This is a genomic window from Bernardetia sp. MNP-M8, from assembly GCF_037126285.1.
Classification (GTDB): domain Bacteria; phylum Bacteroidota; class Bacteroidia; order Cytophagales; family Bernardetiaceae; genus Bernardetia.
Window position 1 is genome coordinate 4,030,390 of record NZ_CP147012.1, and the last position, 21,937, is coordinate 4,052,326.

Genomic DNA, 21,937 nt, shown 5'->3' on the forward strand with positions numbered 1-21,937 from the left:
TTATGAAAACAATAGTCTTACTATTTCTACTGCTTGTAGTAAGTGCTTGCAGTAGAGGTACATACTATGCTTATGAAGATGAACATAGCTACTGTACAATAGAGCTTAAATCTGAAAGAAATTTTCTAAAATATATTCCACCTTATATAATTTATAGAGCAACCTCAGACTTGCATTATGATACTACTGTACTAGAAAATACATACGTATCAGATACAGATAGATATAAAAAGAAAAAGAATGTCTCATTTTTATTTATAGAAAATGAAAACAGTCACAGAGACAGTTTAGCACTTATAGGAAGCTTTTTCATGATGTACTATATTCCACAAAATATCACTCATCGTTTTCGATTTTGCACTTCTATCAATAAAGATGGTAGTATGACAACAACAAAATATGTACTGTATAAAATTCAAGGTGATTCTTTAATTGCTTTTACTTCGAGTGATTTTGAATTGGAAGATTTAAATAAAGAACATTGTTTTGAACGTAAAGGTATTGATTGGTTTCCTCCTTATCTGATTAAAACAAATAAAATAGAATATGAGAAATTTAAAATCAAAGATGTAAAGAAAAAATTTTTAAGAAATCCCCAACTCCGAAACGCTCCTTTTTATGATTCAGAATGGGAGAAGAAACGTAAAAAACAAGAGAAAAAAGCGAAGAAGAAAGCTGAAAGCAAGAAGAAAAAGAATTAGCTACTCAACAATCAAATACTAAAGAAAACTACATGGATTACAATACACTAAATGGCAAAGTGGATAGTAGTGTGGAGCGAAAAGTATTTTATAAATGGCAATGGGATACAATTAGAAAAATAGGGGTAGATAACACTTACCTTGAAGAACAAAAATAAATAAAATATGAAAATAATAGAGTTCCTTCTACTACTACTGGCATTAAGTGCTTGTAGTAGAAGTACATACTATGCTTACGAAGATGAACAGAGTTACTGTACAATAGAGCTTACCCCTAAAAGACGGTTTCTCAATTCTCATCCTGATTATGTTATTTATCGTGCTATCTCTAAACAACATTATGATACTGTTGGAGTTGTCGATAAATATGTGCAAGAAAGTGAGCGATATAATACAAAAAAAAATGTTGTCTATTTATATATCCAAAATGATAATTTAGGCAATGATAGCACAATATATATTGAAGGCTTTTTTACAATGTTTTATATACCTAGCAATACTATTAATCGATTTCAGTTTTGTACATCTATCCACGAACCAACAGGCAGCACCAATTGGAGGTACACTTATTTTGCAAAAAGAATTGATTCACTGGTTCTTATCGAAACAACAGATTTAGATGAAGACCATTGCTTTAAGCGAACAGGAGTTGACTGGTTTCCTCCTTATTTGGTTGAAGTAAATAAAATAGAGTATGAGAAGTTTCAAGTAAAAAATATAAGTAAAAAATATTTGCATTATCCCAACAGAAAATCTACACCTTTTTATGATTCAGAATGGGAGAAGAAACGTAAAAAACGAGAGGAAAAAGCAAAGAAGAAAAAGAATTAGTTTATCCAACAATCACGTACTAAATGGACTACAATACCTTAAATGGTAAAGTAGATAGAAGTGTAGAACGTAAAATATTCTATAAGTTTCAGTGGGATAAAATGATTGAAACAGGTGATAGTAAGAACTATTTTTTAGAAGACAATTAAACTATGAAAAAAGCACCTTTATACATATTATTACTTCTTTTGTTTTGCTCTTCTTGTAGCAAAAAAATGTATTATGCTTATGAAGATGAGAAAAGCTACTGCACCATAGAAGCTATACCAAAACGTAAACTTTGGTGGTTATTTGGTAATCGTTTTGATCAAGTTATCTATAGAGCTGCTTCTAAGGAACATTATGATACTACAAAAGAAGTAAAAGAGCCTATACATTGGAGAAAAAGAAACGATGCAAAAAAAGATAATATATATATATATAGGCTGTTCAATCAAGGTCAAAAAGTTCCCTAATTTTTTGACCTTGATTTAAGCAACATTTTTCATTATTTTTTTCAACTTTAACTCTTTGCATTTTATGTTTTCTAACGCATTTTGAGTTTCTTCTATTGAAAAAGCTCTTCCAAAAGTAGCTATTGTAAAAATAAATTCAGTTAAACCACTTCTGCTGTTGGGATTTATTTTAGTTTTAAATTTTCCAAAATAACTCTCAATAATATCAGAACTACAAAGAATAAATTCCTCCTTCAAACTCTTACTTTTGTTTTCTAAATTATTCAAATATAATTTAGCGTTCTCCATAAAAACTTTTGCTTTTGGGTTTAATTTGTCTCCTGCTTGAGACTCAATAAGTAGCAATTTATTAAGAATATTTTTCTTTTGTAAAACTCCAAATCCTGTAGTTTTAAGCTCTTGACAAACCATTTTAAATACTTTTTCTACCTGTATTAGTCCTTTTATAAACTCCTCTTTTTCTTTCAAAAAAAGAACTTGTTCTTGAACACATGAGGGTAAATTGTCCCAATTTTGTACTATTTTTTTTGCCCAATTAACACAAGGAAAGATATTTGCAAAACGCATTTTTACCCTCATAGAAGGAGGCATATACTGACTATTATCTTTACTTAAATTCCATTTTTGTCGTAATTGACCGACAAGGTTACTAAATAATTTGAAATCAGCATCTTGATGATAAAGTCGCTTTAAATGATTAGCTAAAATATGAGTACAATCCTCTATATGGGTATAATTCAATGATTTATAAGCCTTTTTTAAGTTAGTACCTTCATCACTAACAATATATTTTATTTTTGTTTCAGAGGCTATTTTACTTAATTCTTTCGCTATTTGTTCGCCTCTCCATTCGTTACCAATTTCTACTGCCAAAACTTCCATATCACTATGAGATAAACTTCGGTTTTTAGGAATAGCATCTACTGAAACACCTAGTAGCAAAAGTATTTTTTCACTACCAAAACTAATACTTTCATCCACATAGACCACATACTCGCTACTTTGGTTTTCTGTGTGTTCAAGACGATAAGCTCCACATTTGCATAACCAATTACGGATACTGCTATGACTTGGTAATTTGCCTTGTAAACCAAAACAAAGATGTAAGCAAACTAACGTATGACGACAACTGCGTAAACTCATACCACCATATTTATATAGTTCTAGTACAAAATTGACTACCTGTAAGCTATACTGGTGTCTTTTTGCTTTTTTAGTAGACAAGTTTAATTTGCCTTGTAATTTTTCTGCTTGATATTTTTTTTTCCAAGAATCTCGGCTATCTAAGAGTTCTTTAATACGACTTTTTAAATAGTCGTTTTCTTTTCTGCGTGCCATAGCTTTGGATTTCCAGTTTTTTATCCTATATTCATACTGTCGTTTAGACATATTCCTCGGTATTTTTTGTTGTGTAGTAACTCAAAAATACGAGGAATTTTTTTTATAGTTTGTACAGCCTAATATATATATATCAAGAATGATGGTTATGATTTATATTCTAAACTAGGCATAGAACCTAATTTTGAAATGTATTATATAGAGCGAAATAGTTTTTATAGATATACTTTTTGTAATGCTGCCAATAATGATATTGCTTATTATGCTGTTTATAATGTGATTGAAGATAGTTTATTAGTCCGTAATATTTATTCTTTAGAAAAGGAATTTTGCTTTGTAGAACAGGGTATTGACTGGTTTCCTCCTTATTTTGTAAGAGTGAAAAAGATAAACTATGCTAAATTTAATGTTCCAGAAGTAAAACACAAGTATCTTAGAGACCCATTGCATCCTAATTCTCCTCGCTATGATAAAAAATGGGAAGACAAACAAAAAAAGAAAGCTAAAAAGGAGGAAAGACGAAAAGAAAGAGAGCAAAGTAAAAATAGTGGATAAGGCGCAAAATATTTTATAAGTTTCAGTGGGAAATTATGCAGGAAGAAACTCAAAATTATTACAATTAAACTATGAGAAAAATATATATTCTTTTTCTTACTCTACTTTGCATAGCCTGTCAACACAAAAATACTAAGGTACTCACTAAAAATATGCCTTCGCCTCCGTCTTATAACCTAGAAGAACAGAAAGATATTTCTCTTTTTGTGAAACGTTTTTATATAAATAAAAAAGAACAAATCATTAAAAAACAAGAAAGAATAGAACTAACTGATACTATTCTAACTTACTCAGAGTATGCTCTAAATACCTCTTCTTTATCTATGTACTACAGAAAAAATAATGACATAGGTTCAGAACATATCGAATTAATAAATGGGTATCCAATAGGAAACTATGAAGTAGCTTATGGCAAACAAATAGTTAGAATAGTACCCTATCAAAACAAGCAGTTAGAAGGTTTTTTAGAAGTTTATACTACTAATGATAGTTTATTATATAAGAGCATTTTTTTGAAAGGCGAAGGATATTGGAAAGACTATTACTATAAACAAGGCACAATAAAGGAAGAAGGTTTGATAAGAAATAATTATAAATATGAGACATGGAAGTATTATAACAAGACAGGAGAAGTAGATAGTATCAAAGTATATTCTCTTCAAGATGCAGTAGATATTCGGTATCCATATTGTCTTTTTAATAAAAATGAGCCTTGTTTTTAGCTTGAAAGATCAGAAATAAAAAATATTGAATGTGAAAGTATAAATCATATTTTCAAGCAACAGTTTTCTCTTTCATAGAGAGATTTGCAAAACATTTATTCAAAGTTGTAATATTGCCACAGTAAACGCTACATATCTAGTATGTATTTTTGTGTTTAAAATAATAATCTATATTATTTAGTATAAATATTTATGAACTTCTCTCTGTGGTTAGAAAGTCTTTCAATGGCATTGGGAGCATTGAAAAGTAATTTGTTACGAACTCTGCTTTCTCTTTTAGGTGTAACAATTGGCATTTTTGCCATTATTGGTGTGCTTACTTTTGTGGATGCTTTAGAAAAAGGAATTAAAGGCAGTTTGTCTTTTTTGGGAGAAAGTGTTATTTATGTACAAAAAATGCCTTGGATTTTTGCTTCAGATTATCCGTGGTGGAAATATATAAATCGTCCAGATCCAAGTATGGATGAGTTTCGGTTCTTAGAAAAAAATCTAACACAAGCACAAGCTGTTTCTGTCTTTGCTATTCGTTCAGGTTTTACAGCTAAATACAAAAAAAATAGTCTTTCGGGTTTAGTGGTTCAAGGAATTACGTTTCAACATAATATTGTAAGTGATATTCCTATTGAATATGGTCGTTATTTTACGCAAATTGAAGTAGATAGAGCTGTTGAAGTGGTTATTTTGGGAAATACAGTTGCAAAAGATTTGTTTGGAAATGAAAACGTAGAAAGTGCTATTGATAAAATAATTAAACTAAAGGGCAGAAAGTTTAGAGTTATAGGAATTCTCAAAAAACAAGGTGATAATCTACTAGATGCTCCCAGTAATGATAATATTACCCTAATGCCTTATTATACACTAACCAAAATGATTCCTGAAGGAAAAACAGGAATAAAACCCTCTATTTCTATAAAAGGATTTGATGACGATAAAGATTTACAGAATGTAGAAGGAGAAATTACAGGACTTTTACGAATAAAACGAGGATTACGACCCAAACAAGAAGAAAACTTTGCTTTAAATAGACCAGAACAGTTTGCCGTTTTCTTAGATGGTGTAATTGGCATTCTTACGCTTGCAGGTTGGGCTATTGGTTTCTTTTCAATTTTAGTAGGAGGTTTTGGAATTGCAAATATTATGTTTGTTTCTGTAAAAGAACGCACCTCTCTTATTGGCGTTCAGAAAGCCTTAGGAGCAAAAAAAGGATTTATTCTATGGCAATTTTTATTAGAAGCCATTTTACTCTGTATTATTGGAGGAATTGGAGGACTTATTTTGGTTTCTTTTCTTTCTTTGTTTTCTAGTGATACTTTCATAATTTCTCTATCTATCAAAAATATGATTTTGGGAGTCAGTGTAGCTACTATAATCGGAATCATTGCTGGAATTATCCCTGCTATTTTGGCTGCTCGTTTAGATCCTGTTGAAGCCATGCGCTCAGTTTAGGGTTAATTATAAACAAAAAAAGACTTTTCTACCAAGAATTTTAAGGTTTATTGAACCTATGCTAAAAGTAATAGCATTTTTTTTTTACCTTTGTAAATTATTCATATTCAAAACTACTGATTTCTTTTTTAGTAAAAAATCAAATACATAATTTATATTCATTCCCTTATCTTAAAAATTAAACACACATAATGTACAAACCTAATTTAAAAATTAGTCTACAAATTTCCACTTTCATTTTAGCATTTGTTATGCTGGCAGGTTATACTCGTGCTGATGAAGGTATGTGGTTGCCTATGCTTGTAAAACGCTTGAATGAAGCTGATATGAAAGCAAATGGACTAAAATTGACAGCCGAAGAAATTTATAGTGTAAATAATTCAAGTCTAAAAGATGCTATTTTTGGATTGGGTTATGGTGATCCTTCTTGGAACTTCTGTACTTCAGAAGCAATCTCTTCAAAAGGACTTTTGCTTACAAATCATCACTGTGCTTTTGATATGATTCAGAATCATAGTACAGTAGATAATGATTATTTGACAGATGGTTTTTGGGCAAAATCTCTTGCTGAAGAACTTCCAAACCCAGGAATTACAGCTTCTGTTTTAGTAAAAATGGAAGATGTAACAGAACGTGTAAAAAAAGCTCTTGATGGACTTAGTTTAGATGACCAAGCTCAAAAATTAGAAGAAATCAAAGCTGAAATTATTGCAGAACATACAAAAGACACACATTATAAAGGATACATCAAAGACTTTTTCTATGGAAATGAGTATTATCTTTTTGTGTCAGAAGTATTTTTAGATGTTCGTTTGGTAGGTGCGCCTCCTTCATCAATTGGAAAGTTTGGTGGTGATACAGATAACTGGATGTGGCCTCGTCACACAGGTGATTTTTCTTTACTTCGTGTGTATGCTGGTAAAGATGGAAAACCTGCTGAATATTCTACTGAAAATGTTCCTTTGCAACCAAAACATTCTTTACCTGTCTCTATGAAAGGAGTAGAACAAGGTGATTTTGCTATGGTATTTGGTTTCCCAGGTAGTACACAGCGTTTCAAAACTTCTTATGGTCTTGATGTGGATTATGCTGTTACAAACCCAGCTCGTATAAAATTACGTGAAAGCAGACTTTCACTCATGAAAGAGCAAATGGACGTAGATGCAGCTACACGTATTGCCTATGCTTCAAAATATGCTTCAATCAGTAATTATTACAAATATTTTATCGGACAAAATGCAGGATTAAAACGTCTCAAAACTATCGATAAAAAACGTAAAGAAGAAAAAGAATATCAAACTTGGGCAGATGCTTCTGGTAATGAGGCCTATAGCACAGCTCTTTCTCGTTTAGATAAAGCATATAGTAGTGCTGTTGATTATTCGCTTTGGTCAGCTTATTGGCAGGAAGCTTTCTTCGGAAGTGAAATCATTGAGTTTGGAGCAAGTTTTCTTCAATTACAAAGAACTCTAGCAACAGGAGTAAATGAAGAAAATCAAGAACAAGTAGATGAAATGATTGCAAAATTGAAAGAAGCAACAAAAGAACATTTCAAAGAATACAATGCAACTGTGGATAAAAATGTTACTGGAGCTTTATTGGGAATGTTTTATAAAGATATAGACAAAAAATATCACCCAGAAATATTTGCAAGAATAGCTGGCGAAAATGGAGAAGACTTCAATAAATATGCTAATGTGATTTTTGAAAACTCTGCTTTTGCAACAGAAGAAAAAACAATGAAGTTTTTGGAAAATCCAAATGGAGAAGTTTTGGAAAAAGATCCAGTTATGCAGCTTATTACTTCAGTGGTAGAAACATATTATACAAAGGTAAGACCACAACTAATGGTTTCAAATGAAGAGATTGCTTCTGCTATGAAAGATTATGTAGCTGGTCTTTTGGTTAAAAATAAAGACAAAACATATTACCCTGATGCAAATTCATCTCTTCGTCTTTCTTATGGAAATGTAAAAGATTATTCTCCAAAAGATGGAGTAAAATATCAGTATTTTACAACATTAGAAGGAGTTGCTGAAAAGTATGTCCCTAATGATGATGAGTTTGATGCTCCTAAAGCTCTATTAGAAATGCAAATGTCTAAAGAATATGGAAAATATGCAGATAAAGATGGAACACTTCATGTTGGTTTTATTACAAACAATGACATCACAGGAGGAAACTCTGGAAGTCCTGTAATTAATGGAAATGGAGAACTTATCGGTCTTGCTTTTGATGGAAACTGGGAAGCCATGACAGGTGATTTAGTTTTTGATGAGCAGTATAAACGTTGTATCAATGTAGATATTCGTTATGTACTTTTTTGTATTGATAAATTAGCTGGTGCTTCTCGTCTTATTGATGAAATGAATCTAGTTACTAAAAAAAGTAAATAAATGAGCTTAGATTTTTTCCTAAATCTTTTTTAGATTTACTTATTTACAAAAAAAGACGATGCTAATTTTGGCATCGTCTTTTTTGTTTTCTAGCATTATAAAATGCTATCTAATTTTCAATTGGGTTAAAAATACTTGCTTAGTTTTAAAACTTAAAACGTAGAAAGCCGAGTGCAAATGAAATATTGTTTCCACCACCTTCTATATCTCCAATAAAGGATGAAATATCTTGTGTACTAAATCCTGCCTCATAATGTCCTCTTCGTGCATGATAGGTTAAGCCAAAAGGAATATTAAGATTAAAATCTTGATTTCCTCCTGTACTTAGTCCTGAAGAAATTGTCAGTAATTTGTTTATACGAAGATCGCCACCAATAGCATATAAATTACTCGCTAAACTACCAGGAGCATCTATATTAAGAGGTACAACTACATCAAAGCCTAAATGAGCTGTTTTGAAAAATTCATAACTTCCTCCTACACGCAACATAGCAGGCAATTCATCATCAAATTTTTCGCTGCCTTCCCAAGATAAAGCAGAACCTTCTCCTCCAAGTTGAAATGTTTCAGGAGAGTAGGCAATAAAATTGTAGTTATCAAAACCTGTTCCTTGTGTTTGTGCTAAGATTCCGTCAGTAATATTATATACATTTCCTGTCCAAGACATTTTTCCATAATTAATAAGAGAAGCACCTAGATATAAATTTCTTTTAATAACTATATTAAGACCTAAATCAATTCCGTAACCATTGCCAATAGGTTTGGGTAAAGCAAAACGAGCAAAACCATTTTTAGGTTGATAGCCAACATTAGTTGGGCTAGGAATATCAAAACCTTCTATCGGAAAAGAAGGCGATAAAGCAATGGTTTCACCAATAAAGACATTATTTTGTGACTCCAAATCTATAAGTGTAATACCACTAATATAACGTACTCCCAAACCAGCAAACACTTGGACATTATAACTATCCACTATTTTTTTTCCGTACGCAAAGTTATACTCTCTTGTCCAAAGCATCTGAATAGTAGAATTATTCATAACTTCACCATAGGTTTGTGATTCGCTTTCTGGACGAAAACCAAAAACAACTTGATCTCTTATATCTTGAGATAAATCTTGGCTATTGGAAATAGTTTGTCCATTTGATAGCAAAAGATTCGTAAAATAAGAAGCATTTTGCCCCAAAAATAAAATTTCACTAAGCGTAGAATTAGTTTTACTATAAAAATCTAATCGATCACGGATGCTAAATGCAAAACCACCTAGTTTTTCAGAACTAACATGCATTCCAAATAAAGTAGCATTGATAGTAGTTGAAAGAGAAGCATCGGGCAAATCTTTTGCAGCTTTTTGTTTCTCAGCATAAGTAAGTTGATAGTTGTTTCCATTATTAAAAGCTTTAGGAAAATAGCTCTTCAAAATCTGACTAAATGTTACGTTTTCTGTATAAAAACCAATATTCCCCTCTAAAAAGCCAAATGTAATTTTGGGATCTCTAAAACTTTTACGAATAGCTAAATTAGCAGGATTAACGCCAATAGCTTGATAGTCAGTTGCAAAAGTAGTAGCTACTCCTCCTCGTCCTGTTACTCCATAGGAAGTGAGTTCTTGTCCAAAAAGAGTTGTATTTGCCAGAAAAAATAAAATAAGTATAAAAAATACTTGTTTTACTACAACTGTATGGAATAAATTATTAAAATTTAAAATTTTAGAAAATCTTTGTAGTAGATAAGTTGATTTCATTTATTTGTTGATTAAAATCTTTAACTAAAATCCTAAATGCTATATTAAGATTGATAGACAGAAGTACAGATAAAAGATATTAAGACAGAAAATAGCATCTTGTTTTGCAATTAGTACCAAAAATTACTTAGATTCTCTCAAACAAACAACTTTATTGAAATTTTAATTTTTTATTTTAGAATATACTATAATTTTACTGTCATTAAATAGACTTATTCCTATGTCAAAACTAATTATGAAAAATATTTATCATAGTATCGGACTTATGTCTGGTACTTCATTAGATGGACTTGATATTGCACTTTGCCAGTTTGAAAATCAGATAAAAAATAACCTTTCCTTATGGAACTACAAAATTATCAAAACAGAATTTATAGAATATGACCAAATTTGGAAACAAAAATTACAAAATGCACATCTTCTCTCAGCCTTAGAACTTAAAAGATTAGAAACAGAATGGACACATTTTTTAATAGAAAATATAAATAAATTTGTTTTGCAAAGTGAGGGTTTTGATTTGTCTTCTTTAGATTGTATTTCTTCACACGGACATACTATTTTTCATCAGCCATTGATAAAGAATGATAGAAGAAATCAAGTGAGTGAAGAATTTGGTTTTACATTTCAAATAGGAAATGGAGCTATGTTAGCAGCAAAAACTGGTTTCACAATAGTCTGTGATTTTCGCCAAACAGATGTTGCTTTAGGTGGACAAGGTGCGCCACTTGTTCCGATAGGTGATGAGCTTCTTTTTTCTGATTATGATTTTTGTCTGAATTTGGGAGGAATAGCAAATGTTTCTTTTAATAAGAATAGCAATGAGCATGAAAAGAGTATAAATTCTCGTTTTGCTTTCGATATCTGTCCTTGTAATATGGTGCTAAATTATCTTTCGAACAAAATAGGTTTTGAGTATGATAAAGGAGGAAATTTAGCAAAAGAAGGAAAAATCAATGAAAAAGCACTTCAAAAGTTAAATGCGTTAGATTTTTATAAAGAGGATTATCCTAAATCTTTGGGTAGAGAGTGGGTAGAAGAGTTTGTCTTTCCTTTATTAGAATCACAAATTTCAAATACAAACAAAATAGAAGAGATAATAATTAAAGATTTATTACATACTTGTACCTATCATTCAGCTTTCCAAATTGCAGAAAGCATCAAAAAAATTGAGTTAAACAGCCTATCAAAATCAAAAAAGAAAGTATTGATTACAGGAGGAGGAGCTTATAATGATTTATTAATCAGTTATTTGGAGCAATTATTACCAAAAATTGAAATAGTGAAAGGAGATAAAACACTTATCGCTTACAAAGAAGCTCTAATTTTTGCCTTTTTGGGAGTTTTGAGGTTGAGAGAAGAAACAAATACATTAGCCTCAGTTACAGGAGCAACAAAAAATAGTTGTGGAGGAAGTATTTATTTAGGAGAATCAGAACTACCTATGCTTTCTGGAGTATGAATAACAGGCTGAGAAACAGTTTGAATCATATAGTTTTTCGGTTCAGAATTTTTGGTATGAATAAGTTTATCAGAAGAATTTTCAGTTTCTTGTCTTTCTTGTACCTTCATAAAAAGAGCAAAAATAAACAAAGGTAATATTACAAGAGCTGACCATTGCAAAGCTGTAAGTTTGAATTTTCTTTTGATATTAGAATGATTCATTATAATTATTTTTTGTGTTAGTTGTGTATTTTGTTTTAACAATCAACAGTTTTAAAATCTTTTTTGTTAAAAATTACTCAAAAAAATAGATTTCAAGCAAAATAATAATCAATAAGTTTTATTTGTGTGGTAGGTTGTTAATACAAATTTAAGTGTTTTATTTGAGAATAAAAATTACATTGTGTTTTTTGAGTGGTTTTTCGGTCAAATTAATTTTCTGACTGATGAAATTTTTAATTTAGGTTTGAATCTATTACTCTAAGCACGAAATTTTTTATGAAAAGTAGTTGTCTTAAATTGGTTTTCTACATAAAAGGTCATCACGGTTATTTTTGTATAACAGTCTGGAAGACTGTTGAATTTGATAAAATACTGTTTCTGATGTTCAGACTGGAAGTCTGAACTACCTTAATATAAACCGTGATAAGTTCTATGGAATAAAAATTATAAGACCATTTTTATTTGAATTTGTTTTTGTATAGACAAGTAGAATCAGTCTAAAACTTATTACTAAATAAATTAAATTTGCTTTTTGCTAAATTAATTAGCATTTTTGTAAAGGAATTTAAGAATATTTTTTTTAAATCTGATTTTACTCAAAAATTAATCATCTTTGCAAAGTATTTGATTTATTAAGTAAAAAAGAGATTTTATTCTCTTCTAACAAGAATAAATATAACAAACTAAAGATAAAATATAGAAATTTATATATAAATATGGCTCAAAATACACCTTCTACTGGAAATTCGACTTATAATGAAGACAGTATACGTTCACTAGATTGGCGTGAACACATTCGTCTTCGCCCAGGTATGTATATCGGAAAATTGGGTGATGGTTCGGCACAAGATGATGGAATCTATGTTCTTGTAAAAGAAGTAGTCGATAACTGTATTGACGAATTTGTGATGGGACATGGAAAGCGCATCGAAATCAAAATTGAAGATCATAGAGTTTCAGTTCGTGATTTTGGGCGTGGAATTCCACTCGGAAAAGTCATTGATTGTGTCTCCAAAATTAATACAGGTGCAAAATATGATTCAGAAGCATTTAAAAAATCTGTTGGTCTGAATGGGGTTGGTACAAAGGCTGTCAATGCCCTTTCTACGCATTTTAGTGTAAAATCTACCCGAGAAGGAAAGTCAAAAGTGGCTGAATTTCATCAAGGAGTTTTGAAAAATGATTTGCCTATTGTAGATGAAGATGCAAAAAATGGAACATTTGTAGTTTTTGAACCTGATAATTCTATTTTCAAAAATTATCGTTTTATTCCTGAATATTTGGAAGAACAAATTTGGAATTATGCCTTTCTGAATGCAGGATTGACAATAAACTATAACGGCAAAAATTTCTATTCTAACAAAGGTTTGTATGACCTTTTGATGAGAAAAGTAAATGAAGAGTCATTACGTTATCCAATTATTCATTTAAAAGGAGAAGACATTGAAGTTGCCTTTAGTCATACCAACGATTATGGAGAAGATTATTATTCGTTTGTAAACGGACAATATACTACACAAGGAGGAACGCATTTAGCAGCTTTTAGAGAGGCGATGGTAAAGACAATTCGTGATTTTTATGGTAAAAGTTTTGATGCGTCAGATATTCGTCAGTCAATAGCTGGTGCAATTGCAATAAAAGTTCAAGAACCTGTTTTTGAATCTCAAACTAAGACAAAATTAGGCTCTCAAAATATTTCTCCAGATTCAAATTCACCTAGTGTACGTCATTTCATTAATGATTTTCTTAGAAAAGAACTAGATAATTATCTACATAAAAATCCAACGGTTGCAGATGCTATTTTGAAGCGAATTTTGCAATCTGAAAGAGAACGCAAAGAAATTTCAGGTATTAAGAAAATTGCTAATGAAAGAGCAAAGAAAGCAAGTGTTCACAATAAAAAATTGCGTGATTGTCGTGTTCATTTTGACGACAACAAAGGCGATGAGGAAATAAAAAGACAGACAACTATTTTTATTACCGAGGGAGATTCGGCAAGTGGAAGTCTTACCAAGGCTAGAAATGTACAAACACAAGCTGTTTTTTCACTTCGTGGAAAGCCATTGAATTGTTTTAGTCAAACCAAAAAAGTAGTTTATGAAAATGAAGAATTTAATCTTCTTTTCCACGCTTTAAATATTGAAGATGGATTAGATGGACTTCGTTTTAATAGAATTGTTTTAGCAACGGATGCCGATATTGATGGAATGCACATTCGACTACTTATGATGACTTTCTTTTTACATTTCTTCCCTGATTTAGTAAAAAAAGGACATTTACATATTTTAGAAACACCATTATTTAGAGTTCGAAATAAAAAGGAAACTATCTATTGTTATTCAGAAGAAGAAAAACAAACGGCTATAAATAAATTAGGCAAACAAGCCGAAATTACACGATTCAAAGGTTTGGGAGAGATTTCACCTGACGAATTTGGACAGTTTATAGATGAAAATATGAGACTCCAGCCTGTAATTTTGAATAAATCGACTTCTATTTCAGATCTTCTGACTTATTATATGGGCAAAAATACTCGTGAACGTCAAGAGTTTATTATCGATAACTTGAAAGTAGAAAAAGATGCAGTCGAAGATGAAGAGGGAAATAAAATTGAAGTTATTGTTCAAGGTGATTTAGAAACTGTTTAAATTTTCTGTAATTCATAATATCAAACCCTAAGGGACTTCGAAGACCCTTAGGGTTTTTGATGCAATCTTTTTGATTAAACTAAAATTCATTTTATCTTTAATCCTTCAATAATTTCAAAAACACACATATTTCAAAAAAAATGTACACCAACTACGAAGTCAAAAACCGAATTGCTTTTATTACACTCAATCGTCCAGAAAAAAGAAATGCCTTTAGTGATGAATTGGTAGAAGAACTAAAAACCAACTTTTCGAAAGCTGAAAATGACTCAACTGTAAAAGTTATAGTTTTGAAGGCAAATGGTGATGTTTTTTGTGCAGGTGCAGATTTGGGGTATTTACAGACACTCCAAACAAATTCTTATCAAGAAAATTTAGGTGACTCTTCTTCTTTGAAAGATTTGTATGAGCAGATTTATATGCTTTCAAAACCTACTGTTGCACAAGTACAAGGTCATGCACTGGCTGGTGGTTGTGGTTTGGTGTCAGTTTGTGATTTTGTTTTTTCTGTTCCGAAGGCAAAATATGGCTATACAGAAGTAAAAATCGGTTTTGTTCCTGCGATTGTGATGTATTTTCTGATTCGCAAAATTGGAGAAGCTCGTGCAAGACATTTACTCATTTCTGGAAATCTTATCAAAGCCGAAAAAGCCGAGCAGTATGGAATTGTTACCGAAATTGTAGAAGCTGAAGACTTAGAACAAACCGTTTTAGATTTTTGTCAGAATATCTGTGATACAAATTCTGCGCAAGCGATGGCACTTACAAAACAAGCTATTTTGGATGTACAGGAAAAAACGATTCCAGATGCGCTTCGTTATGCTGCCGAACTTAATGCAAAAGCAAGAATGACAGAAGATTGTAAAAAAGGAATTGGTGCTTTTTTGAATAAAGAAAAAATTAGTTGGTAAATCATTATGTAGCATACTCTTTAGAGTGTGAAATTGTAATATAAAACAAAAAGGAATTTGATAAAATCTATCAAATTTCTTTTTTATTGAATTTATTTTACTCAAAAAAAGGAAAAACATGTTCATTCATAAATTTGTGTAATTCTTTTCTTTTTTTCTTTGAACTTAACTTTTCTATTTGACTTTGATAATCTCGTCTTAGATTTACTTGATAATCAGATTTTCGTTTTTCTAAATAAGGAATCCAAGCAGAATGTAAAGTAAAAAAATAGATAAGTGAAGGGTGATGTAAAATACAAATAGCTCCTTTTTTCAGATTAGCAGCATCAAAAATCCAAATTTCACGTTCATAATTTGTATCTGGTTTTTGTCCTTTGCCATTTACCATCATACAAAAAATATAGCCATCAATAGAAGGTGATATTGATTTGTCAGAATTTGCTTTTGTTTCTTTGCGAGGTATAAATTGTAAAGAACGAATTTCATAGTTTTTAGGGAATTCATAAAAATCTATTATTTCCATCTTTTCAGTATCCAAACAAGTAAGCGTTGCAGGAATTTCTTGTAAGGTATAATTTTCTATGTCTTTTAAAGGAACAATTCTATTTGGATAATTTTTATAAGAATTATAGACAAAACGGGTAAGTCGGCGATGTTCTATTCCAGAACATTGCCAATAAATATGTTGTATTTTGGAATGAGGAACAGACTCAGAAATAATATCTCTATGGGTATATAAACCTACTCCCCAAGTATGTGCGCCTACTTTTTGAGGTTGTTCTGTATCTTTTTCTTGTTTGATATTTCCAATATTGTGATAGAGTTCTTTTTTGATAAATTTTTCATTTTCTACATCAATCACAAACTTTCCCATTCTTGCTATATCCATTTCTCCAACAGCTAAAATACCTGCTGTTCCTTCTTCAATAGGAGTATCTTTTGGAAAGTTTACAATTTTATCATAATAACGAACCCATTCAGACAAGCATGCCCCTGCATTATTTGCAGTATAAAAGGTTATTTGTCCATTTGGATTTTCATAATTAGTTGTGAAATGTATGGTTTCAAGTGGAATGTGAAATTGTTTTACTTTTACAGTATCAATATCTTCTGTCAAATCTTGCCTTCTGACAATATACATTTTGGTATAAGGAAGTTGTTTGCTGGCGACAAGTTCACGCAATATTTTATTAAAATTTGGATTTTGAGGAAATGGATTATTCATCAGAACATCCAATCCTACCTTAAAAGAAGCATCAATCAATAAAATATAATCTTTACTTAGACTAGTTTGGTGCATACATTGAAGAATATTAATAGGTGTTCCGTCTTCTTGTGTAAGTTTCCAAGTGTGTATTGCTTCATCTCCTTCCCATTTCATAAGGTATAAAATCGGTTCTGTTGTTGTTTTTAAATTTGTTAGATTTTTGAATCTATTTTTAATCCAAGTGGAAGTCTTTTGAACAAAGCTAATTTCGTCATCTATATTTACTCTACTTTGGTTATAATCAGCTTTGCTATGAAGTTTAGTAAAATAACTATAAATTTCATTTTTTGAAACTTCATTTGCTCTCAAAACAGCATGTTTAAAATGATTTTTGATAGATGTTCTTTTTTGAATCAAGCCTTCACCAATCCGAATTAGGGAAGCTACATTTTTCGAACCTTTTACATAATTGACTGTAAATATTTCTTTTGTAATTGGGTCAAAACTAGGATGTGCGCTAGTTTGATGAATAGGGAAAATCCAATCTATAAAAGGAACATTTTTGGCTTGCCATTGCTCATTTGTACCAATAGGAGTAATGACTTTTAATGTATTTATATCAATTTCAAAAGGTCGTCCCAAATCTGAAGTGGCAAGCATTCTAATACAATCGTCATTTTTTGTTTTGAAAGGTGTAAGAGCTGTACTTAATAAATTTCTTGCACCTAATTCGAAGGAAATACGAGAAATACCCATATTTGAGAAGCCATATTTTTTATTTCGTGCCGAACCTTGTTTTGAAGCTATATCAGCATAATAGGAAGGAGGTTTTAACAAACGAGATTTGAGATTTACTTTTCCTGTTTTATCAAAATCAAAACGAAAAACCATACTATCTCCATTCAGAATAGGACTTCCATATTCTGAATTTGCTTTTCCATCAGAAGTAGTTTTTGGATAGGGCAGACCATTAGAGTTTACTGAACCAACAGAAGAATTGACAAATATATGTCCAAAAATATCAGTAGGAATGTTTCCTTCTTTGACTAAAAGTTCGATATCTAATTCTTCTCTACTTGCAGAAACTAATGGTTGCATAAATGATGTAAGGTATATAGATAGTTGTTTAAAATTTTTATTTTTAAAATAGAAATAAAAATGTAAAATTCGGACTATTTTCGAATAAAAAAAAGGAATTTGATATTTTTTATCAAATTCCTTTTTTTGTCTCTTACTCTGAATGTAGATATTTAAAAACACATAAACAAAGAGTTACCTCACAAACAAAAGTTCACGATATTTAGGAAGTTGCCACATTTCATCATCGACAAACTGCTCTAATTTATCAGTTTCATAACGAATTTTATCAAAATAAGGCTTTATTTTGTTGCAATAAGCATCTGCTCCTTCTGTTGGCTCTAGTAGGTTTGCTTTCTTGCGTTCGTTTATCATTTCTTTAACGAGGTTGGTAGCTTTATTGACATGTTTAGCAATTCTACGAGCTGTATCAGTTATCATTTCCAAATCATCATCCAAACCAATTTTTTGCATTTTATGGATTGTTTCGGTAAGTTCTCCCAAATATTTCATAGCAGAAGGAATAACATGATTTATTGTCAAGTCGCCTATCAAACGAGATTCAATCTGAACTTGGTGCAAGTAATTTTCTAAATGAATTTCTTGACGTGCTTCAATTTCTTGTTCTGTCAAGATAGCATTATCTGTAAATAATTTTCTTCCTTTTTTAGTAAGATTAGCTGTAAGAGCTTCCGGAGTCGTTCTTAAATTAGAAAGACCTCGTTTTTTAGCTTCTTCTGCCCACTCATCACTATAATTATTGCCTTCAAAACGAATTGCTTTTGATTCTTTGATATAACGACGAAGAACATTAACGATAGCTAATTCTCTTTTTTCTCCATTTGCTTCTGCTTTTTCTACTTCATCATGGAATTTTACAAGTTGATCAGCAACTGCCGTATTCAAAACCATCATAGGAAGTGAACAGTTGGCAGTAGAACCAACAGCACGGAATTCGAATTTATTTCCTGTAAAAGCAAAAGGTGAAGTACGATTTCTGTCTGTATTGTCTAACAAAATTGGTGGAATTTTATCAATTCCTAACTTGATATACATATTGTCTCCTTTACCAACTTCTACTTTTGCATTTTCTTCTAATTCGTTCAATACTTTATCAAGTTGTGAACCTACAAAAACAGAAATAATTGCTGGAGGTGCTTCATTTGCACCCAAACGATAATCATTTGAGTCAGAAGCAATACTTGCACGAAGCAAATCGGCATGTTCGTGAACAGCTTTAATTGTATTTACAAAGAAGGCTAAAAACTGTAAATTTTCTTTTGGCTTATTAGAAGGAGCTAATAAATTCTTACCTGTATCTGTACTTAAAGCCCAGTTGTTGTGTTTTCCACTTCCATTTACACCTTGAAATGGCTTTTCATGGAAAAGAACTTTCAAGTTATGACGTTCTGCCACTCTGCTCATTACATCCATCAAAACCATGTTGTGATCGACAGCTACGTTTACTTCCTCAAATTGTGGCGCACATTCAAACTGTGCAGGTGCAACTTCATTATGACGAGTAGTAATTGGAATACCTAATTTCAATGATTCAATTTCGAAGTCTTGCATAAATGCTTTTACTCTTGAAGGAATCGAACCAAAATAATGATCATCTAACTGTTGACCACGAGCTGGTGCATGACTCAAAACAGTACGACCACCCAACATTAAATCATGACGAGCATAGAATAGTGCTTTATCCACTACAAAAAATTCTTGCTCAACACCCAAAGTAATTGTAACCTTGTTTACATTTCTATCAAAAAGACGACAAACATTAGTGGCAGCACGATTCAGTAAGTCAATAGAACGAATCAAAGGTGTTTTGTGGTCTAGTGCCTCGCCTGTATAAGATACAAAAAGCGAAGGAATACAAAGTGTTTTTCCTCCTCCACTCTCTACAATAAAAGCAGGAGAAGAAGGATCCCAAGCTGTATAACCACGAGCTTCGAAAGTTACACGAAGTCCACCACTAGGAAAAGAAGAAGCATCAGGTTCTTGCTGAACAAGTGTAGAACCTTTAAATTCTTCTAAAGGAGTTCCTTCTGCATTCGGACGGAAAAAAGAATCATGTTTTTCTGCACTTGTGCCACGCAATGGCTGAAACCAGTGCGTATAATGCGTAACACCATTTTCGATTGCCCATGCTTTCATTCCAGAAGCTACAGCATCAGCAAGACGAGTGTCTATTTTTTGACTTTTTTCGACGGCTGTTTTTAGGTTTTTGTATGTTGTAGAAGACAAATAGCGTTGCATTGCTTTGTCATTAAAAACATTTACTCCAAAGTAATCAGAGATACGATTAGATGGTGGAGTTACTTTTACTTCTGGGCGATTTTTGGCATCTTTTAATGCTTCAAAACGAATATGTGACATAAATAGAAATTTTGAGAGAATAAGGTGTTAAATTAAAACTATTGTTGAATTGGTTTTTTGTATCAATTCTATAAATAAAGTTGATTTTCTGAAAAAATGACCTTTAAATATAAGGCAAATATAAATAAAGTTTATCAATTTATAATTAATGCCCTCAAATATTAACCCTTTAATTCTATTTATGTTTTATATTTTTTTAAATCCATTCTATTGGCGCAGCAATATTTTTATATGCAATGTAGTTTTGAAGAGAAGAATCAATTTTAAAAACTACTTTTGTTTTCTTTGAAAGCTCAGATATTAATTTTATAAATCCTTGTTGCTCATTAAAATCAATATAATTTATAGAAATAAATATTGGTTCTAAAACTGTCTCAGGCAAATCATCTCCTATAATATGGAAATTAGAATGAAGGTTGTCGTTATTTTCGCTAATTTTTTTTACTAAAAATATAATTTGTGTAATATTCTTATAAGGAATATCATCTTTTAAATCCCAACCTTTTACTAGTCTTAATTCAGAATATCCTATAATTATTTCATTTAAGGAAAAAAATGAAGATGATAAATATATTAATGTTATTAGTATGGCAAACACAATACAAATGTATTTAAAGTAGCCACTAAATAAAAAATCCAATGTATAGACAGATAAAATCGCTAAAATGATAGCTATAATTATACTAGACTTAGGTTCTTTTTCTTTTATTTTAAAATAGTTTGGTGCATCATAATTTAATACTAAAGTTTTATTTTTAGGAATAACTGTTAAAGTCTGATTTTGCTCACAATGTCTGTTTCCTATATACTCCCAACTTTCTTTCAAAAAAGCAGATTTACAAGAAGCACAAAAAACAACTTTATCATTTTCTTTTATCAAATCCCCTGTAATTGGGTCTTTTCGTTCTTGATTGAGAAAATCAAAGTGTTCTTGAAGTGTTAGTGTATGTATATTATATTTCATAATTTGAAACAGTGTACTTAAAGCCATTCTATTTTTACAGGAATATCTTTTCCTTTGATTGCATTTTTATAACGAGAATCTATTTTCAAAACAACTTGTGTATAACGAGATAAATAGTTTGCAAAATATAATAACTCTTCGTTTTTGTGAAACTCAAGATACTTTTTCTCTAATGGTATTTTTGTACTAGTACCATTAGTTTGTTTTATGTAAATATAACTTGATGTAGATTTTGAGTGATTGCAGTTAATAGTTATGTATTTTATTTCTCTGTACTCTATTTTTATTTCACTTATTATTTTCTTTATGCTCAAATAGGAACTGTATAAATTTATCTTAGTAGTAGGCATAACTAGAATTCCTATGGTAACAGGAATAAGAAAAGCAATGAGACCAATTACAAGCAGAGCTAACGAATCATCTGAACTAATAGAAACAAAGCTAAAAGCTACTATTTCAAGTATCAAGACACCTAAAAACTTTGTGAAAATATCTTCTTTAGGAACTAGAGCTAGAAAAGTTAGTAAACCTATTTTAAGCTCCAAGTTACTCTGTTTTGGAATAATTTCTAAGGTTTGATTTTGCTCACAATGTCTATTTCCCAAATACTCCCAACTCTCCTTCAAAAAAGCAGATTTACAAGAACTACAAATCACGACTTCATCATTTTCCTTTATCAGATCGCCTGTAATTGGGTCTTTGCGTTCTTGATTGAGAAAATCAAAGTAATTTTGAGTAGATAATTTGTGAATATGTATCATTTTTTTTGATAAATAAAGCAGAATAAAAAAAAGAGTGCAGACTATAATTTACGTAAAAATAATTATTTAGGTTAAAGTATTTTTTATCAAAAAATAACCCACACACGCCATAAAAAACGTATGTGGGAATTGTATATATC

At 30.8% G+C, this 21,937-nt stretch carries 19 protein-coding genes; 12 read left to right on the top strand and 7 right to left on the bottom strand.

Going from position 1 to position 21,937, the window contains the following annotated elements:
- Positions 1 to 2 precede the first annotated feature (2 nt).
- The 5 genes from V9L04_RS16395 to V9L04_RS16415 are packed head-to-tail and all read left to right on the top strand — an operon-like array spanning position 3 to position 1,987.
- Entirely contained in the window at positions 3 to 701 is a 699-nt protein-coding gene (locus V9L04_RS16395; RefSeq protein WP_338790943.1) for a hypothetical protein, read from the top strand.
- Positions 702 to 733: 32 nt separating this feature from the next.
- Positions 734 to 859, top strand: coding sequence for a hypothetical protein (locus tag V9L04_RS16400; RefSeq protein WP_338790944.1), 126 nt, complete (start codon positions 734 to 736; stop codon positions 857 to 859).
- 7 nt (positions 860 to 866) lie between these two features.
- Positions 867 to 1,532, top strand: a complete 666-nt coding sequence (locus tag V9L04_RS16405) for a hypothetical protein (RefSeq protein WP_338790945.1) — start codon at positions 867 to 869, stop codon at positions 1,530 to 1,532.
- A 23-nt stretch (positions 1,533 to 1,555) separates the two neighbouring features.
- A complete protein-coding gene (locus V9L04_RS16410) occupies positions 1,556 to 1,681 on the top strand; it encodes a hypothetical protein (protein WP_338790946.1) in 126 nt (41 codons plus the stop codon).
- A gap of 3 nt (positions 1,682 to 1,684) precedes the next feature.
- Complete coding sequence (locus V9L04_RS16415) at positions 1,685 to 1,987, top strand: hypothetical protein (RefSeq protein WP_338790947.1); 303 nt, start codon at positions 1,685 to 1,687, stop codon at positions 1,985 to 1,987.
- Positions 1,988 to 2,002: 15 nt separating this feature from the next.
- Here V9L04_RS16415 and V9L04_RS16420 read toward each other — a convergent pair whose 3' ends face one another.
- Positions 2,003 to 3,376: a hypothetical protein gene (locus tag V9L04_RS16420; protein WP_338790948.1), complete on the bottom strand. Its 1,374-nt coding sequence runs from the start codon at positions 3,374 to 3,376 to the stop codon at positions 2,003 to 2,005.
- 138 nt (positions 3,377 to 3,514) lie between these two features.
- Between V9L04_RS16420 and V9L04_RS16425 the strand changes: the two genes are divergently transcribed.
- From V9L04_RS16425 to V9L04_RS16440, 4 genes are all read left to right on the top strand, one after another.
- The gene (locus V9L04_RS16425; RefSeq protein WP_338790949.1) at positions 3,515 to 3,880 is read left to right on the top strand and encodes a hypothetical protein; all 366 of its coding nucleotides are present in this window, start codon (positions 3,515 to 3,517) and stop codon (positions 3,878 to 3,880) included.
- 152 nt (positions 3,881 to 4,032) lie between these two features.
- Entirely contained in the window at positions 4,033 to 4,602 is a 570-nt protein-coding gene (locus V9L04_RS16430; RefSeq protein WP_338790950.1) for a hypothetical protein, read from the top strand.
- A gap of 192 nt (positions 4,603 to 4,794) precedes the next feature.
- Positions 4,795 to 6,048, top strand: coding sequence for an ABC transporter permease (locus V9L04_RS16435; RefSeq protein ID WP_338790951.1), 1,254 nt, complete (start codon positions 4,795 to 4,797; stop codon positions 6,046 to 6,048).
- Between the two features lie 191 nt (positions 6,049 to 6,239).
- Complete coding sequence (locus tag V9L04_RS16440; RefSeq protein WP_338790952.1) at positions 6,240 to 8,444, top strand: S46 family peptidase; 2,205 nt, start codon at positions 6,240 to 6,242, stop codon at positions 8,442 to 8,444.
- A 145-nt stretch (positions 8,445 to 8,589) separates the two neighbouring features.
- Here V9L04_RS16440 and V9L04_RS16445 read toward each other — a convergent pair whose 3' ends face one another.
- A complete protein-coding gene (locus tag V9L04_RS16445) occupies positions 8,590 to 10,188 on the bottom strand; it encodes a DUF5723 family protein (RefSeq protein WP_338790953.1) in 1,599 nt (532 codons plus the stop codon).
- 235 nt (positions 10,189 to 10,423) lie between these two features.
- On the opposite strand from V9L04_RS16445, the gene V9L04_RS16450 reads away from it, so the two are divergent.
- Positions 10,424 to 11,647: an anhydro-N-acetylmuramic acid kinase gene (locus V9L04_RS16450; protein WP_338790954.1), complete on the top strand. Its 1,224-nt coding sequence runs from the start codon at positions 10,424 to 10,426 to the stop codon at positions 11,645 to 11,647.
- On the opposite strand, the gene V9L04_RS16455 is transcribed toward V9L04_RS16450, so the two are convergent.
- Positions 11,605 to 11,850: a hypothetical protein gene (locus V9L04_RS16455; RefSeq protein WP_338790955.1), complete on the bottom strand. Its 246-nt coding sequence runs from the start codon at positions 11,848 to 11,850 to the stop codon at positions 11,605 to 11,607. The genes V9L04_RS16450 and V9L04_RS16455 overlap by 43 nt on opposite strands.
- Before the next feature lie 716 nt (positions 11,851 to 12,566).
- On the opposite strand from V9L04_RS16455, the gene V9L04_RS16460 reads away from it, so the two are divergent.
- Positions 12,567 to 14,498 (top strand): DNA topoisomerase IV subunit B, encoded by a 1,932-nt coding sequence (locus V9L04_RS16460; protein WP_338790956.1) that lies wholly within the window; start codon positions 12,567 to 12,569, stop codon positions 14,496 to 14,498.
- A 140-nt stretch (positions 14,499 to 14,638) separates the two neighbouring features.
- The gene (locus tag V9L04_RS16465; protein ID WP_338790957.1) at positions 14,639 to 15,409 is read left to right on the top strand and encodes an enoyl-CoA hydratase-related protein; all 771 of its coding nucleotides are present in this window, start codon (positions 14,639 to 14,641) and stop codon (positions 15,407 to 15,409) included.
- A gap of 97 nt (positions 15,410 to 15,506) precedes the next feature.
- Here the strand turns inward: V9L04_RS16465 and V9L04_RS16470 are convergent, their stop codons facing one another.
- The 4 genes from V9L04_RS16470 to V9L04_RS16485 form a co-directional block, all read right to left on the bottom strand.
- Positions 15,507 to 17,714 (bottom strand): carotenoid oxygenase family protein, encoded by a 2,208-nt coding sequence (locus V9L04_RS16470; protein WP_338790958.1) that lies wholly within the window; start codon positions 17,712 to 17,714, stop codon positions 15,507 to 15,509.
- A gap of 174 nt (positions 17,715 to 17,888) precedes the next feature.
- Positions 17,889 to 20,072, bottom strand: a complete 2,184-nt coding sequence (locus V9L04_RS16475; RefSeq protein WP_338790959.1) for a glutamine synthetase III — start codon at positions 20,070 to 20,072, stop codon at positions 17,889 to 17,891.
- A gap of 196 nt (positions 20,073 to 20,268) precedes the next feature.
- Positions 20,269 to 21,036, bottom strand: coding sequence for a hypothetical protein (locus V9L04_RS16480; RefSeq protein WP_338790960.1), 768 nt, complete (start codon positions 21,034 to 21,036; stop codon positions 20,269 to 20,271).
- Positions 21,037 to 21,053: 17 nt separating this feature from the next.
- Entirely contained in the window at positions 21,054 to 21,797 is a 744-nt protein-coding gene (locus tag V9L04_RS16485; RefSeq protein WP_338790961.1) for a hypothetical protein, read from the bottom strand.
- Positions 21,798 to 21,937 lie beyond the last annotated feature (140 nt).

What these genes read in the sequence shown, in the direction of transcription:
- V9L04_RS16430 (WP_338790950.1), top strand. Translation starts at nt 4,033, where the DNA reads ATGCCTTCGCCTCCGTCTTATAACCTAGAAGAACAGAAAGATATTTCT.
- V9L04_RS16405 (WP_338790945.1), top strand. Translation starts at nt 867, where the DNA reads ATGAAAATAATAGAGTTCCTTCTACTACTACTGGCATTAAGTGCTTGT.
- V9L04_RS16395 (WP_338790943.1), top strand. Translation starts at nt 3, where the DNA reads ATGAAAACAATAGTCTTACTATTTCTACTGCTTGTAGTAAGTGCTTGC.
- V9L04_RS16480 (WP_338790960.1), bottom strand. Translation starts at nt 21,036, where the DNA reads ATGAAATATAATATACATACACTAACACTTCAAGAACACTTTGATTTT.
- V9L04_RS16455 (WP_338790955.1), bottom strand. Translation starts at nt 11,850, where the DNA reads ATGAATCATTCTAATATCAAAAGAAAATTCAAACTTACAGCTTTGCAA.
- V9L04_RS16410 (WP_338790946.1), top strand. Translation starts at nt 1,556, where the DNA reads ATGGACTACAATACCTTAAATGGTAAAGTAGATAGAAGTGTAGAACGT.
- V9L04_RS16440 (WP_338790952.1), top strand. Translation starts at nt 6,240, where the DNA reads ATGTACAAACCTAATTTAAAAATTAGTCTACAAATTTCCACTTTCATT.
- V9L04_RS16460 (WP_338790956.1), top strand. Translation starts at nt 12,567, where the DNA reads ATGGCTCAAAATACACCTTCTACTGGAAATTCGACTTATAATGAAGAC.
- V9L04_RS16475 (WP_338790959.1), bottom strand. Translation starts at nt 20,072, where the DNA reads ATGTCACATATTCGTTTTGAAGCATTAAAAGATGCCAAAAATCGCCCA.
- V9L04_RS16450 (WP_338790954.1), top strand. Translation starts at nt 10,424, where the DNA reads ATGAAAAATATTTATCATAGTATCGGACTTATGTCTGGTACTTCATTA.
- V9L04_RS16465 (WP_338790957.1), top strand. Translation starts at nt 14,639, where the DNA reads ATGTACACCAACTACGAAGTCAAAAACCGAATTGCTTTTATTACACTC.
- V9L04_RS16470 (WP_338790958.1), bottom strand. Translation starts at nt 17,714, where the DNA reads ATGCAACCATTAGTTTCTGCAAGTAGAGAAGAATTAGATATCGAACTT.
- V9L04_RS16435 (WP_338790951.1), top strand. Translation starts at nt 4,795, where the DNA reads ATGAACTTCTCTCTGTGGTTAGAAAGTCTTTCAATGGCATTGGGAGCA.
- V9L04_RS16400 (WP_338790944.1), top strand. Translation starts at nt 734, where the DNA reads ATGGATTACAATACACTAAATGGCAAAGTGGATAGTAGTGTGGAGCGA.
- V9L04_RS16415 (WP_338790947.1), top strand. Translation starts at nt 1,685, where the DNA reads ATGAAAAAAGCACCTTTATACATATTATTACTTCTTTTGTTTTGCTCT.
- V9L04_RS16420 (WP_338790948.1), bottom strand. Translation starts at nt 3,376, where the DNA reads ATGTCTAAACGACAGTATGAATATAGGATAAAAAACTGGAAATCCAAA.
- V9L04_RS16485 (WP_338790961.1), bottom strand. Translation starts at nt 21,797, where the DNA reads ATGATACATATTCACAAATTATCTACTCAAAATTACTTTGATTTTCTC.
- V9L04_RS16445 (WP_338790953.1), bottom strand. Translation starts at nt 10,188, where the DNA reads ATGAAATCAACTTATCTACTACAAAGATTTTCTAAAATTTTAAATTTT.
- V9L04_RS16425 (WP_338790949.1), top strand. Translation starts at nt 3,515, where the DNA reads ATGTATTATATAGAGCGAAATAGTTTTTATAGATATACTTTTTGTAAT.